This is a genomic window from Formosa sp. L2A11, from assembly GCF_009796865.1.
Taxonomy (GTDB): Bacteria; Bacteroidota; Bacteroidia; order Flavobacteriales; family Flavobacteriaceae; genus Formosa.
Window position 1 is genome coordinate 3,588,981 of the sequence record NZ_CP047028.1, and the last position, 13,358, is coordinate 3,602,338.

Consider the following 13,358-nt stretch of genomic DNA (forward strand, 5'->3'; position numbering starts at 1 on the left):
CGTGAAATTAAAAGCTGAACATTTAATGAAGTCCTATAACGGACGAAAAGTTGTGAAAGATGTCTCTTTAGAGGTTAATCAGGGGGAAATTGTGGGTTTACTTGGTCCTAATGGAGCCGGAAAAACGACATCTTTTTACATGATTGTTGGCTTAATAAAACCTAACGGCGGAACTATTTTTTTAGACAATCAAGAAATTACAAAATACCCAATGTATAAACGAGCACAAAACGGTATTGGGTATTTAGCACAAGAAGCTTCTGTATTTAGAAAACTAAGTATTGAAGACAATATTTTAAGCGTATTACAACTGACTAAGCTGAGCAAAAAAGAGCAGCTCATGAAAATGGAATCGCTCATTGAAGAATTTAGTTTAGGGCACATTCGTAAAAGTCGTGGCGACTTATTATCTGGAGGAGAACGTAGACGTACAGAAATTGCACGAGCACTTGCTACAGACCCTAATTTTATTTTATTAGATGAACCTTTTGCAGGAGTAGATCCTGTTGCTGTAGAAGATATTCAGCGTATTGTAGCGCAACTTACCAAAAAGAATATTGGTATATTAATTACAGACCACAACGTTCAAGAAACCTTAGCCATTACAGATAGAACTTACTTAATGTTTGAAGGTGGTATTTTAAAGGCAGGAAAACCTGAAGAACTTGCCGAAGACGAAATGGTACGTAAAGTATATTTAGGACAGAACTTCGAACTGCGTAAAAAGAAATTAGATTTTTAAATCAGATTCTTTTTTAGTTTTTATTTCAGTATTATTAGTCATTGGAAAATCTTTAATTTGACCATCGATATACATACGTAATTCATGGTCTGAATGAACTAAATTAATACTAATACCTTTTTCTTTCAAAAATCTTAATACAAAACCAAACTCGAATGATGTGTCTGGAATTAAAACTTTAATATTAGATTTTAAATCTGTTTTTAAATAAATAGCACTTTCTTGCTTATAACCACCACAGTTATATTTTAAACTCAGTATTTCAGAAAAATTAAAATGTTTTGGTTTTATATCCTTAAAAGTATAAGGTTTAATTAATTCAATACCATCAGCTTTTATTTCAATTGTATTTTCATTAAAAGCTTTAAGAAAACCAACTATTGAAATTATCAAAATTATAGCACCTGTAATCACTTTACCACTAATTGTGTTTGCTAAATAAATTGTAAACAAACTAATAAGGATTAAAATCAAGAAAGAAAAAGAATTGATTTTTTTTTGTTCCGTTTTATAGATTATATGTTCATTTTTACTGCTATCAGATTTCATAAATCGTTAATAAATAAAATCTAATACTCTCCTTTAATAACAACATCTAACATAGACATTGCCACGTAAACAAGAATAATTAATGGTATTGCTGCAAACTGTAAAAACACAAGTAAAAGCACACATATTATTAAGAACACATAACGTATTGTATTAGGTTTAAAATCCCATGTTTTAAACTTAAGAGCAAATAATACAATAGGAGCGTTTAATAAAAAAGTACTCGCTATGGTTAAAGCAATTAAAAAGCCTTGATTCATAATTATAGCATTCATCATGTCGTTATGTTGTAACTCCATAATTAATGGTAAAGAAATAATTAATAACGTATTTGCTGGTGTTGGTAATCCTTTAAAATAATCTTGTTGTTCTTCATCTAAATTAAATTTTGCAAGACGATATGCAGAAGATAATGTAATAAAAAAACCAATAAGAGGTAAAAACGAAGGCATTACAGCTTCTCCGCTAAAAAAAGCATTCCACGAACCTCCATCTGTGACTAATTCAGGTCTTTCTATACTTAGACTAAGTAATTTATACATTACTATTCCTGGCACAACACCACTAGTAACCATATCTGCGAGAGAATCTAATTGTAAGCCGAGTTCTGAAGATACTTTAAGTTTTCGTGCAGCAAAGCCATCGAAGAAATCAAAAAAAACACCTCCAAAAACAAAGGCTGCGGCTGCTATAAAATGATTATGTACTGCAAAAACTACGGCGATACATCCACAAAATAAGTTTAATAAAGTTAGCGCATTGGGTATGTAATTTTTAATCGACATGTTGTATTTAGTTTGTGTAAAAATACTAAAGAAATACGGTCTTAAACAAGACCATTTGTATAAATAACACAATAAGCTTACCTTTTTTAAGTTAAGTACTCAGTTACCGAATAGGCAAAACAATTTTTAAATAGAATTTAACGCCACATAATGCGATAAATAAAGTTTTAACCCAATTAAATTATCTGCATATTTGTAAAAAAATTAACATTGAGGATATTATTCACCACTTTTTTCGTTTTACTAACAGCTACTGTTTCTAGTCAGACTGTAAGAAAATACTCTAACGAATTCATGAATATTGGTGTAGATGCTGCGGCATTGGGAATGAGTAATTCTGTGACATCACAAACTGCCGATGTAAATTCTGGCTATTGGAATCCTGCAGGTTTGGTTAATTTAGAAGACAATCAGCTTGCTTTAATGCATTCCAGTTACTTTGCCAACATTGCCAATTATGACTATGCGGCTTATGCCATGCCAATAGATAACCAAAGTGCCATGGCAATATCGTTAATTCGTTTTGGAGTTGATGACATTTTAGATACCACCCAATTAATAGACGACGATGGAAACATTAACTACGATAGAATTCAGTTATTTTCTACTGCAGATTATGGCGTAACCTTTTCTTACTCTAGAAGACCAACTTTTGTAGAAGGTCTTACTTATGGTGTAAATGCGAAAGTAATAAGACGAATTATAGGTGAATTTGCTAATTCTTGGGGATTTGGTTTAGATGTAGGAATTCAATATCACACAGACTCTTGGAAATTCGGATTAATGGCTAGAGATATTACAACTACTTTTAATGCCTGGCAAATTGATGAGGATAAATTCCAGACCATACAAAATGCCATTGGCGACCAAAATCAAGAATTACCAGAAACAACCGAAATTACAATTCCTAAATTACAATTAGGAATTTCGAAACAATTCAACTTTAATTACGATTATTCTTTAGAAACAGCAATAGATTTACAAATGCGTTTCGAAGAAAATAACGATATTATTTCAACAAGTTCTTTAAGTATAAATCCTTCTTTTGGTTTTGAATTTGGCTATTTAAGCATGGTATATTTACGTGGCGGAATAGGTAATTTTCAGAACGAATTACAACTTGATAATACTACACAAGTTAGCTTCCAGCCTAGTTTTGGTGTTGGTTTTAAATACAACGGTATTCAGGTAGATTACGCATTTACAGACATTGGCGATCAAAGTGTCGCATTATATTCGAATGTGTTTTCTTTAAAATTGGATTTTAGTATCTTTAGACAATAATCTATAGGATAAATATATCCTTTTAAATTTAGTTTTTACGCTGTGAAACACTTCCTATTAGCCCTTGCAACAGGATTATTATTAGGCCTTGGCTGGCCAACTTACGGTTTTCCTGTCTTATTATTTGTTGCTTTTATTCCTTTACTTTACGTTGCAAATGATATTAAAGAAGATAAAACATTAAAGTATAAAGGCTGGCGTTTGTTTGGTTTATCTTATTTATCCTTCTTTATCTGGAATTACATCACCACAAATTGGTTACAATATGCCGACATTTTTGGGGCTTGCTTTGCTATACTTGTAAACAGTTTATTAATGGCTTTTCTTATTTTAATTTATCAAGCTGTTTCCAAACGCACTACAATTAACAAATCGCTTTGCTTTTTAATTACTCTATGGATTTGTTTTGAGAAACTACATTTAGGTTGGGAATTTTCTTGGCCTTGGTTAAATTTAGGAAATGCATTTTCCGAACATCCTAAATGGATTCAATGGTACGAATACACAGGAACTTTTGGAGGTACACTCTGGATTTGGTTAGTAAATGTTATTCTTTTTAAAGCACTTTTAACATTCTTTACATTTTCGGATAAAAGCATTTTAAAACGCGCTGCAATTCAAACTACCGCTTTAATTTGTATTCCTATTGCAATATCTATTGTACGATATTACACATACACTCCAGAAACCAATACTATTGAAGCTGTTGTACTTCAACCTAACATCGATCCTTACAGTCAAAAATATAATGCTACCAATAAACAAGTTGGAAATTTATTACAAAAACTAGCCGAAAAAAGTATTACAGCTAAAACCAATTTATTGGTAACACCAGAAACTGTTTTAGCCGAAAACTATGGTGTAGATTTACCTAGTTTTAATACTAGTCCGGAATTCTTTCAAGCGAAAGCATTTGTGTACAACTATCCGAATTTAAATTATTTATTGGGCTTACAATTCTATGATAAGCATACCAATAAAGCAGATATTCTTCCAACATCTAATAAATATAACGATCATTTATGGGTCGATTATTTTAACTCTGCAGCCTTAATTAATTCGGATAAAGAACCTTTAATTTATCATAAATCAAAACTTGTTGTTGGCGTAGAAAACTTTCCTTACCAAAGTGTTTTAAAACCTTTAATTGGAGATGCTATGTTAGATCTTGGTGGTACTGTTGCCATGAAAACAACACAAAAAGAACGTTCTGCTTTTAAAATAAAAAATACAGATTACAAGGTCGCTCCTGTAATTTGTTACGAGTCTGTTTACGGTGAATTTGTAACGGGTTATGTAAGAAATGGTGCTAACGTGTTAGCTATTATGACAAATGATGCATGGTGGGGAAATACACAAGGACACAAACAACATTTAAGTTACGCAAGATTACGAGCTATAGAAACACGGCGTGCTATTACAAGAAGTGCCAATACTGGTATTTCTGCTTTTATTAGCCCTAAAGGAGACCTTATAAAAACGTTAGAATATAATAAACAAGGTGCTTTAAAAGCCAATATTCCTGTAAATACAAACAAGACGTTTTATGTAACGGCTGGCGATTATATTGCTAGAATAAGTATGTTTATAGCGCTTGGATTATTTTTAATTACATTTTTTAGAAAGAAAAGAGTATAATAAAATTGATTTTAATAATGTAAAACTATTAGCAATAGGATACTATTTTACAATTCTACATCTCTTTTTAAGCTCTATTTAAGAGTCTAAAAAAGTCACTTTTATTCTTATATGAGGCTGAAACAAATTCAGCTTAACTACATAATATGTAAAAGTAACATTTAATAAAATCAACTACTTTTTAAAATATTAGGACATAAGTAGTACCAAAAGTTCTTTTAGTAAATCCCCTTGCGGTACAGCGTTAGAGCCCACACCTTTGCTTTTTACATCAAACTCACGAAGTATTGAAATATTAGCACTTACTTTTCTCATAGGATAATTTGCGACTGCCGTTAAATACTCGTTTACAAAATAAGGATTAATACCAACTGCTTTAGCAATATTTCTAGGGTTTCTGTCTGGCAAACCATGTATATTTAATAACTGAGAAAAGAAACTAAAAACTAAAGACACCGTTACTACCATTGGATTATCTTTAGGGTTTTCGGCAAAATATTTTACAATACGTTGTGCCTTTAAAACATCTTTCGCGCCTATAGCTTTACGTAATTCAAAATTATTGTAGTCTTTACTAATACCAATATTTTCTTCAATATGTTCGGGAGTAATCTGGCTATCTTTTGGTAAAATTATCTGAAGTTTCTCTAACTCATTATTAATTTTACTTAAGTTGTCACCTAAAAATTCCACTAACATTTGTGAAGCTTTAGGTGTAATAGTATACGATTTAGAAGCTAAAGTACGACGAATCCAATCGGCTACTTGGTTTTCATAAAGCTTCTTACTTTCAAAAACAACTCCTGCTTTTTTAATGGCTTTATAAACAACCTTACGTTTATCTACCGTTTTATATTTATAATTTAAAACTAATATGGTAGACGGTTGCGGGTTTTTAGCATAATCTGCCAACTTATCTATAGTACGCGATAAATCTTGAGCTTCTTTAACAATAATAACTTGGTATTCTGCCATCATAGGATACCGTTTTGCGTGACCAGCAATATCTTCTATAGTGACATCGCGACCATACAACACCATTTGGTTAAACCCTTTTTCTTCTTCACTTAAAACATGTGTCTCAATATAATCTGAAAGTTTATCTATATAATAGGTCTCCTCTCCCATTAAAAGATAAATAGGTTTTAATTTCTTTTGATTAATATCTGCAACTAATTGTTTTATCTCGTCCAAACTGTAAACTATCTAGGATTATTCCAAAAATACACTCTCGGAATTTGGTTTTTAAATTTTGAAATCTACCTTTGAATAATTCAAGACTTAACAATGCAAGAACTAAACTTTCCGAAGTTTTCATTTCGATTCAAAAATAGCGAAAATAAAATTTCTATTTTTGATGATATTCGTAAAAAATTTGTAATTCTTCAACCCGAAGAATGGGTACGCCAACATTGCGTACATTATTTAATACAAGTTAAAGGCTATCCAAAATCTTTAATAAATGTCGAGAAAGAATTAATTGTAAACAAATTACGCAAGCGCTACGATATTGTTATTTTTAATCCAGATGGTAGTATTCATGTTATTGTAGAATGTAAAGCACCAAAAATAAAAATTACACAAACCACATTCGACCAAATTGCACGTTACAACTTAACGCTTAACGCTAGTTATTTAATGGTAACAAACGGATTAAATCATTATTATTGTCAGATGGATTTTGATGCAGAACAATATAATTTCTTACAAGACATCCCTAATTACAACGCATAATTGTATATGAAAATTGCTATTGCTATATTAAATTGGAATGGAGCTAAATTGCTAGAACAGTTTTTGCCATCGGTTATTTTACACTCTAAAGATGCCGATATTTATGTTATTGATAATGCATCGACGGATAATTCTGTAAACATTCTTAAAAAACAATTTCCTTCTGTACATATTATTCTTAATACTGAAAACGGAGGTTATGCTAAAGGTTATAACGACGGGTTAAAACATATAATAGCAGATATTGTTTGTTTACTAAATAGCGACATCGAAGTTACAGCCAATTGGCTTACGCCTATTAAATCGGCTTTTAATCAAAATCCCAAAACGGCTATTGTTCAACCTAAAATCTTAGACTATAAAAACAAAGATTATTTTGAATATGCAGGAGCTGCAGGTGGATTTATAGATAAATATGGTTATCCGTTTTGTCGCGGACGTATTTTTAGTACTTTAGAAAAAGACAACGGTCAATACAATACCAACTTAGATATTTTTTGGGCAACAGGAGCTTGTTTATTTATAAGATTAGATGTTTTTAAAACATTAAACGGGTTTGATGAAGCTTTTTTTGCACACATGGAAGAGATTGATTTGTGTTGGCGTACAAAAAATTTAGATTTTAATATAAAATGCATCCCAGATTCCGTAGTATATCATGTTGGAGGTGCAACCTTAAATGCATCAAATCCACAAAAAACGTATTTAAATTTCAGGAACAATTTATTCACTTTAGTAAAAAATGCAGGAGGCAATATATTGGTTATCATCTTCAGTAGAATGGTTTTAGATGGCTTAGCCGGAATACAGTTTTTATTTCAATTAAAATTTAAGCATTTCTTTGCAATAATCCGAGCACATTTTAGTTTCTATAGTCAACTATCAAGATTAATTAAACAAAGAAAGAAGCTAGTAAAGACGGCTAATTATTACAAAACAAGATCTATTGTGTGGGATTATTTCCTAAAAAAGAAACAAAAGTTCAACGATTTATAAAATAGTTAGCAAAAGTTTTGTTAAACCCTATTTTAACATCTTTTTTTTCATATTTTTGATATGTTTAAATGTAATTTAAAAATTATTATGAAGAAACTAATTTTAAGCAGTGCTGCTGCTTTACTCCTTTTATCGTCATGTGTATCTAAAAAAGATTATACAGCTTTAGAAGCAAAACAACAAGAAACTGAAGATTTATTAAATACCGCAACGGTTAAACTAAATAGTTGTTTAACTGAAAAAGCTGCTGCAACCGCAAGAGCTGAAGCTTTAAAAGATCAAATCACAGATTTAATTGATACTAAAGGTAACTTAACAACACTAACTCAAAAAGGTGCTGAAAACTTAGAAAAATCTTTAGAAAGTTTAAAAGAAAAAGATCTTAAGATTACAAGATTACAAGATGCATTAACTAGAAAAGACAGTGTTACTTTAGCTGTAGTTACTAGTTTAAAGAAAGAAGTAGGTATAAACGATCCTGACATTGAAATTAATGTTGAAAAAGGTGTTGTATTTATTTCTATCGCAGATAAATTATTATTTAAAAGTGGAAGTTATATTGTAACAGATAAAGCTAAAAGCGTATTAGGAAAGGTTGCTAAAGTTATTAATAGCAAACCAGACTTTGAAGCTATGGTTGAAGGACATACAGATAACGTACCTTACAAAAAAGGTGGTATTATTCAAGACAACTGGGATTTAAGTGTAAAACGTGCAACTTCTGTTGTAAGAGTATTACAAGACTTAGATGTTAATCCTGCACAATTAATTGCAGCTGGTAGAAGTCACTATGTACCATTAGTAGATAATGATACTGCTGAAAACAGAGCAACAAACAGACGTACTCGTATTGTTGTACTTCCTAAAATTGACCAATTCTACGAAATGGTTGAAAAGGAAATGAAAAATATGGTAGAAGCAGATCAAAAATAATTGATTCTCACATAATATATTTAAAAGCTCAATCTAACGATTGGGCTTTTTTTTATCTTCTTTTTTTAAATTAAATTAGAAGTATCCCTTATATTATCTTTATTTTCGAAACCGAAAAATAAGCACCAATAACATGGACAAAAACACCAAGAAAACACCTCCTGCTTTAATTACTAGAGATTGGTTAGCGATAGAACGCACTAAATTGGCAAACGAACGTACCTTTTTAGCTTATTTTAGAACCTTTATGGTGTTTCTAGGAACAGGATTAACCATTATAAAAATGCATATGTTTGTACGTATGGAATGGTTTGGGGTTTTATTATTAATTATAGCTCCAATTGTATTAGCCATAGGAGTTTATAGATTAATAAAAGTTCGTAACATAATACGAGATCATTATAACGTTTAAATGAAAGCAGCTACAGTAAGAGCCATAAAAGTAGAATTACAAGATCAGACGCATGCAGAACTTATGGAGTTATGCTTACGTTTATCTAAATTTAAAAAAGAAAACAAAGAGCTCCTCACCTATTTATTGTTCGAATCTTATAACGAAGCAGATTACATAAATCAGATTAAACTAGAAGCTTCAGAACAATTTAAAACCATTAATACAAATAGTTTTTTTTACATTAAAAAGAGTGTGCGTAAAATTTTAAGACAACTTAAAACTTATGCTAGATATTCCGGTAAGAAAGAAACAGAAGTAGAATTGTTATTGTTTTTTTGTGCGGAATTAAAAGCGTTTAAACCGTCTATAAAAAATAACGTTACGCTAATGGGTTTATACAACAGAACAATAGAAAGTATAAAGAAAAGTATTTCTACTTTACACGAAGATTTACAATACGATTATCAATTAGAACTCGATAAATTATAAAAAAAAGCCTGTAAATACATTTACAGGCTTTTTATATATTTTAAGAAAAAAAGATCTAAAACATTTCTCTTCCTGAGAAATGAAAAGCACCTTCAATTGCAGCATTTTCATCACTATCACTCCCGTGAACAGCATTTTCTCCTATTGAAGCAGCAAACAATTTACGTATTGTTCCTTCTGCAGCTTCTGCTGGATTAGTTGCACCAATAAGTGTTCTAAAGTCTTCAACTGCATTTTCTTTTTCAAGAATAGCAGCAACGATAGGTCCACGTGTCATAAAGTCTACTAATTCATTAAAAAAAGGTCTCTCGTTATGTATTGCATAAAATGCTTGAGCGTCTGCAATGGTCATTTGCGTTAATTTCAATGCAACGATTCTAAATCCTGAAGCGTTGATTTTTTCTAAAATTGCGCCAATGTGTCCGTTTTCAACCGCATCTGGCTTAAGCATTGTAAATGTTCTATTTGTTGCCATTTGTTTTTTTAAATTTGGCTCAAAAGTAATGCATTTCTTAGTAAATACAATATAAACACACATTAAAAAATTGTATCTTCGCCTCTTATGACAACAGCAGAAATCACCCAAATACAAGCACTTTTAAGCTCACCAAAACAGATTATTATTGTACCTCATAAAAATCCTGATGGCGATGCTATGGGCTCTACCCTAGCACTGTATCATTATTTAAAAATGTACAATCATGAGGTTTTAGTAATCTCTCCTAACGACTATCCTGACTTTTTAAAATGGTTACCAGGAGATGATACAGTCTTAAAACACGATTCTCATACAAAACAATGCAATGCATTATTGCTTAAAGCAGATCTTATTTTTACCCTAGATTTTAATGCTCTACATCGTGTTGGAGCCATGGGAGATGTAATTAAAGAAAGTGAAGCAACTAAGTTAATGATAGACCACCACCAACAACCAGACGATTATGCTAAATATATGTTTTCGGATGTAAGCATGAGTTCGACTTGCGAAATGGTTTACAGGTTTATAGAAATGTTAGGAGATGAAAACAAAATAACTTCAGACATTGCAACCTGTTTATATACAGGAATTATGACAGACACAGGGTCTTTCAGGTTTCCTTCTACAACAAGTAAAACACACTTTATTATAGGTAAACTTATTGAAGCTGGTGCAAATAATGCCCAAATTCATAATAATATTTACGATACTAATAGTTACGAAAAACTTCAGCTTTTAGGTTGTGCTCTAAGTAATTTAAAAGTCATTCCAGAGTTACGCACTGCTTTTATTACACTGTCGCAAGACGAGTTAAATAGTTTCGACTTTAAAAAAGGAGATACAGAAGGTTTTGTAAATTATGGTTTATCGCTAAACAATATTATTTTTGCGGCAATTTTTATTGAACACAAAAAGGAAAATATTATTAAAATATCTTTACGCTCTAAAGGCGATTTCTCTGTGAACGAATTTTCTAGACAATATTTTGAAGGTGGCGGACATACCAATGCTGCTGGAGGAAAAAGCGATTTAAGTTTAAGTGAAACTGTTGAAAAATTTATTAGTATCTTACCAAGCCATAAAAAGGAATTAACTGCATGAAAAAATTAGGTTTATGTTGTTTGGTTATTTTCAGTATTATAAGCTGTAAATCTCCAGAAGCCAGACGACCAATATCTGTAAAAGGTGGTTCGTATATAGAGGAATCTGTAGCACGTAACATTAAATTATACGAAAACGAAAAGGCACACTTTCAAGACATTATGGATGCAAATCCAGATCAGAAATACGAAGTCTCTCAAAATGGTTTTTGGTATACTTACAACACAAAAATAGAATCGGACTCGTTACCTAAACCAGTTTTTGGAGACATTGTACATTTCGATTATGATGTTAAAAATATAAACGGAGATGTACTTTACACCTACGCAGAAACCAAACCAGACACATATATTATGGATAAACAGGATTTGTTTACTGGTTTACGCGAAGGTCTTAAGTTAATGAAAGCAGGAGAAACTGCTACATTCTTATTCCCTTCTACAAAAGCTTATGGCTATTATGGCGATCAAAATAAAATTAGTACCAATACACCTTTAATATGTAAGGTAACAATTCATTCAATAATCGAAAATTAATTTCACAAATGACATTATTAAAACAATCTTTTAAGTTTTTACTACTTGCTCTAATGGTAAGTTTTACAGCCTGCAACGACAAATATCCTGATTTAGGAGATGGTATGTATGCTGAAATTATTACAAATAAAGGAACTATGGTTGCAAACCTTGAGTTCGAAAAAGTACCTGTAACAGTAGCTAACTTTGTATCGCTTGCTGAAGGAACAAATACTATGGTAGATAGTATTTACAAAGGAAAAAAATTCTACGATGGTATTCTTTTTCACCGTGTTATTGATGGATTTATGATCCAAGCAGGAGATCCTACAGGAACAGGATCTGGCGGACCAGGATATAAATTCCCAGACGAATTTAACGATTCTCTAAGACACAATAAACCAGGTATTTTATCTATGGCTAATGCTGGACCTGGATCTAACGGAAGTCAGTTTTTTATTACAGAAATACCAACTCCTAATTTAGATGACAGACATAGTGTTTTTGGTGAATTAGTTTTAGGTCTTGATGTTCAAGATTCTATTTCTAATGTAAAAAAAGATGCTAGAGATAAGCCTTTAGAAGATGTTGTTATTAAAACGATAAACATTATTAGAAAAGGTGCTGCTGCTAAAAAGTTTGATGCTAATGCTGTTTTCTTGAATAGTTTTGCTGAAATTGAACGTAAAAAAGAAGAAGCAGACAAAAAAATAAACGATGCTAAAGCGGCTTTCTTAGAAAAAGATAAAGCTTTAAGAGCTGCTGTAAAAACATCGCCTACAGGTTTAGGAATGTCTACAATTAGTGAAGGGACAGGTGTTAAACCAGAATCTACAGACAATGTACTTATTAATTATGCAGGTTATTTAGAAGACGGTTCTTTATTCGATTCTAATTATGTAGAAGTTGCTAAAGAATACGGAGTATATAATCCACAAAGAGATCAACAAGGTGGTTACAAACCATTCCCAATGATTTATAATGAAACTGCTGGTCTAATCCCAGGATTTAGAGAAGCCATGTTAAACATGAATATTGGAGATAAAGTTAGAGTTTATATTCCTTCTGCTTTAGCTTATGGAGAACGAGGTGCCGGTAATGTAATTAAGCCAAACTCAAATCTAATTTTCGATTTAGAAATCGTTGGTATTGCAGAAAAACAATAAAAACATTTCACATTTACACATAAAAAAAGCCGCTAATTATAGCGGCTTTTTTATTTATATACATGTCCCGTCCTGAAATAGCGATACACTAAAATTTAGTGTAATGAAAACATCAGACCATTTAGGGCATACCAAGCGTACCCAAAAAGACTACTCTCTTTCTTTTAAACTTAAATTAGTTGAAGAATTAGAGCTTGGACTTCTTACAAAATCACAAGCTAAGCTTAAATATGGCATCCAAGGAGATTCTACAGTAACCAAATGGTTGCAAAAATATGGTAACTTTGATTGGGAACACCAATCTCCAAAAACGATGTCAAAAACTCCAGAACAAAAAATACTCGAATTAGAAGCTAAGGTTAAACTTCTAGAAAAGCAAAAGGCAAGAGCAGAACACCTTGCTGAACGTGCAGATAAGAAGGTTATAATTTTTGATATGCTCGTAGATATGGCTGAAAAGGAATATGATATCGAAATCAGAAAAAATTACAAACCCGAGTTATCAAAAACTTCAAAGAAGACCAAAAAGAGACCATAATCTCTTCCTGTGAATT

General features: G+C 31.4%; 16 protein-coding genes. 12 read left to right on the top strand and 4 right to left on the bottom strand.

The genetic code is table 11. The features are described 5' to 3' along the window. Position 1: 1 nt before the first annotated feature. Complete coding sequence (gene lptB, locus GQR95_RS15675) at positions 2–742, top strand: LPS export ABC transporter ATP-binding protein (RefSeq protein ID WP_159024029.1); 741 nt, start codon at positions 2–4, stop codon at positions 740–742. Here lptB and GQR95_RS15680 read toward each other — a convergent pair. Further along, a complete protein-coding gene (locus GQR95_RS15680; protein ID WP_159024030.1) occupies positions 731–1,195 on the bottom strand; it encodes a hypothetical protein in 465 nt (154 codons plus the stop codon). The genes lptB and GQR95_RS15680 overlap by 12 nt on opposite strands. A 116-nt stretch (positions 1,196–1,311) precedes the next feature. Continuing rightward, positions 1,312–2,076 (bottom strand): phosphatidylcholine/phosphatidylserine synthase, encoded by a 765-nt coding sequence (locus GQR95_RS15685; RefSeq protein WP_370514512.1) that lies wholly within the window; start codon positions 2,074–2,076, stop codon positions 1,312–1,314. 210 nt (positions 2,077–2,286) lie between these two features. Between GQR95_RS15685 and GQR95_RS15690 the strand changes: the two genes are divergently transcribed. Together GQR95_RS15690 and lnt are read left to right on the top strand one after the other, a co-directional pair. Then, positions 2,287–3,360 (top strand): PorV/PorQ family protein, encoded by a 1,074-nt coding sequence (locus tag GQR95_RS15690; protein WP_233265951.1) that lies wholly within the window; start codon positions 2,287–2,289, stop codon positions 3,358–3,360. A 42-nt stretch (positions 3,361–3,402) separates the two neighbouring features. Continuing rightward, entirely contained in the window at positions 3,403–4,998 is a 1,596-nt protein-coding gene (gene lnt, locus GQR95_RS15695; protein ID WP_159024031.1) for an apolipoprotein N-acyltransferase, read from the top strand. 189 nt (positions 4,999–5,187) lie between these two features. Here the strand turns inward: lnt and holA are convergent, their stop codons facing one another. Continuing rightward, the gene (gene holA, locus GQR95_RS15700) at positions 5,188–6,192 is read right to left on the bottom strand and encodes a DNA polymerase III subunit delta (protein WP_159024032.1); all 1,005 of its coding nucleotides are present in this window, start codon (positions 6,190–6,192) and stop codon (positions 5,188–5,190) included. A gap of 93 nt (positions 6,193–6,285) precedes the next feature. On the opposite strand from holA, the gene GQR95_RS15705 reads away from it, so the two are divergent. From GQR95_RS15705 to GQR95_RS15725, 5 genes are all read left to right on the top strand, one after another. Next, the gene (locus tag GQR95_RS15705; RefSeq protein ID WP_159024033.1) at positions 6,286–6,732 is read left to right on the top strand and encodes a type I restriction enzyme HsdR N-terminal domain-containing protein; all 447 of its coding nucleotides are present in this window, start codon (positions 6,286–6,288) and stop codon (positions 6,730–6,732) included. Positions 6,733–6,738: 6 nt separating this feature from the next. Further along, entirely contained in the window at positions 6,739–7,728 is a 990-nt protein-coding gene (locus GQR95_RS15710) for a glycosyltransferase family 2 protein (RefSeq protein ID WP_159024034.1), read from the top strand. 87 nt (positions 7,729–7,815) lie between these two features. Continuing rightward, entirely contained in the window at positions 7,816–8,661 is an 846-nt protein-coding gene (locus GQR95_RS15715; RefSeq protein ID WP_159024035.1) for a flagellar motor protein MotB, read from the top strand. Positions 8,662–8,794: 133 nt separating this feature from the next. After that, complete coding sequence (locus tag GQR95_RS15720; protein WP_159024036.1) at positions 8,795–9,073, top strand: DUF202 domain-containing protein; 279 nt, start codon at positions 8,795–8,797, stop codon at positions 9,071–9,073. Further along, positions 9,074–9,544 (top strand): hypothetical protein, encoded by a 471-nt coding sequence (locus tag GQR95_RS15725; protein WP_159024037.1) that lies wholly within the window; start codon positions 9,074–9,076, stop codon positions 9,542–9,544. A 55-nt stretch (positions 9,545–9,599) separates the two neighbouring features. Here the strand turns inward: GQR95_RS15725 and GQR95_RS15730 are convergent, their stop codons facing one another. After that, positions 9,600–10,019, bottom strand: coding sequence for a nucleoside-diphosphate kinase (locus tag GQR95_RS15730; RefSeq protein WP_159024038.1), 420 nt, complete (start codon positions 10,017–10,019; stop codon positions 9,600–9,602). A gap of 87 nt (positions 10,020–10,106) precedes the next feature. Between GQR95_RS15730 and GQR95_RS15735 the strand changes: the two genes are divergently transcribed. The 4 genes from GQR95_RS15735 to GQR95_RS17155 all read left to right on the top strand — a co-directional run bounded on the left by GQR95_RS15735 (position 10,107) and on the right by GQR95_RS17155 (position 13,342). Next, positions 10,107–11,123, top strand: coding sequence for a bifunctional oligoribonuclease/PAP phosphatase NrnA (locus GQR95_RS15735; RefSeq protein ID WP_159024039.1), 1,017 nt, complete (start codon positions 10,107–10,109; stop codon positions 11,121–11,123). Beyond that, positions 11,120–11,659, top strand: coding sequence for a gliding motility-associated peptidyl-prolyl isomerase GldI (gldI, locus tag GQR95_RS15740; protein WP_159024040.1), 540 nt, complete (start codon positions 11,120–11,122; stop codon positions 11,657–11,659). Before GQR95_RS15735 ends, gldI begins: the two co-directional genes overlap by 4 nt. Positions 11,660–11,667: 8 nt before the next feature. After that, entirely contained in the window at positions 11,668–12,804 is a 1,137-nt protein-coding gene (locus GQR95_RS15745) for a peptidylprolyl isomerase (RefSeq protein ID WP_159024041.1), read from the top strand. Between the two features lie 103 nt (positions 12,805–12,907). Then, the gene (locus tag GQR95_RS17155) at positions 12,908–13,342 is read left to right on the top strand and encodes a hypothetical protein (protein ID WP_199269618.1); all 435 of its coding nucleotides are present in this window, start codon (positions 12,908–12,910) and stop codon (positions 13,340–13,342) included. Positions 13,343–13,358 lie beyond the last annotated feature (16 nt).

Excerpts from the sequence above, each read along its gene's own strand:
- GQR95_RS15705 (WP_159024033.1), top strand. The coding sequence starts at position 6,286 with ATGCAAGAACTAAACTTTCCGAAGTTTTCATTTCGATTCAAAAATAGC.
- gldI (WP_159024040.1), top strand. The coding sequence starts at position 11,120 with ATGAAAAAATTAGGTTTATGTTGTTTGGTTATTTTCAGTATTATAAGC.
- GQR95_RS15735 (WP_159024039.1), top strand. The coding sequence starts at position 10,107 with ATGACAACAGCAGAAATCACCCAAATACAAGCACTTTTAAGCTCACCA.
- GQR95_RS15745 (WP_159024041.1), top strand. The coding sequence starts at position 11,668 with ATGACATTATTAAAACAATCTTTTAAGTTTTTACTACTTGCTCTAATG.
- GQR95_RS15730 (WP_159024038.1), bottom strand. The coding sequence starts at position 10,019 with ATGGCAACAAATAGAACATTTACAATGCTTAAGCCAGATGCGGTTGAA.
- GQR95_RS15715 (WP_159024035.1), top strand. The coding sequence starts at position 7,816 with ATGAAGAAACTAATTTTAAGCAGTGCTGCTGCTTTACTCCTTTTATCG.
- GQR95_RS15710 (WP_159024034.1), top strand. The coding sequence starts at position 6,739 with ATGAAAATTGCTATTGCTATATTAAATTGGAATGGAGCTAAATTGCTA.
- GQR95_RS15685 (WP_370514512.1), bottom strand. The coding sequence starts at position 2,076 with ATGTCGATTAAAAATTACATACCCAATGCGCTAACTTTATTAAACTTA.
- GQR95_RS17155 (WP_199269618.1), top strand. The coding sequence starts at position 12,908 with ATGAAAACATCAGACCATTTAGGGCATACCAAGCGTACCCAAAAAGAC.
- GQR95_RS15720 (WP_159024036.1), top strand. The coding sequence starts at position 8,795 with ATGGACAAAAACACCAAGAAAACACCTCCTGCTTTAATTACTAGAGAT.
- GQR95_RS15725 (WP_159024037.1), top strand. The coding sequence starts at position 9,074 with ATGAAAGCAGCTACAGTAAGAGCCATAAAAGTAGAATTACAAGATCAG.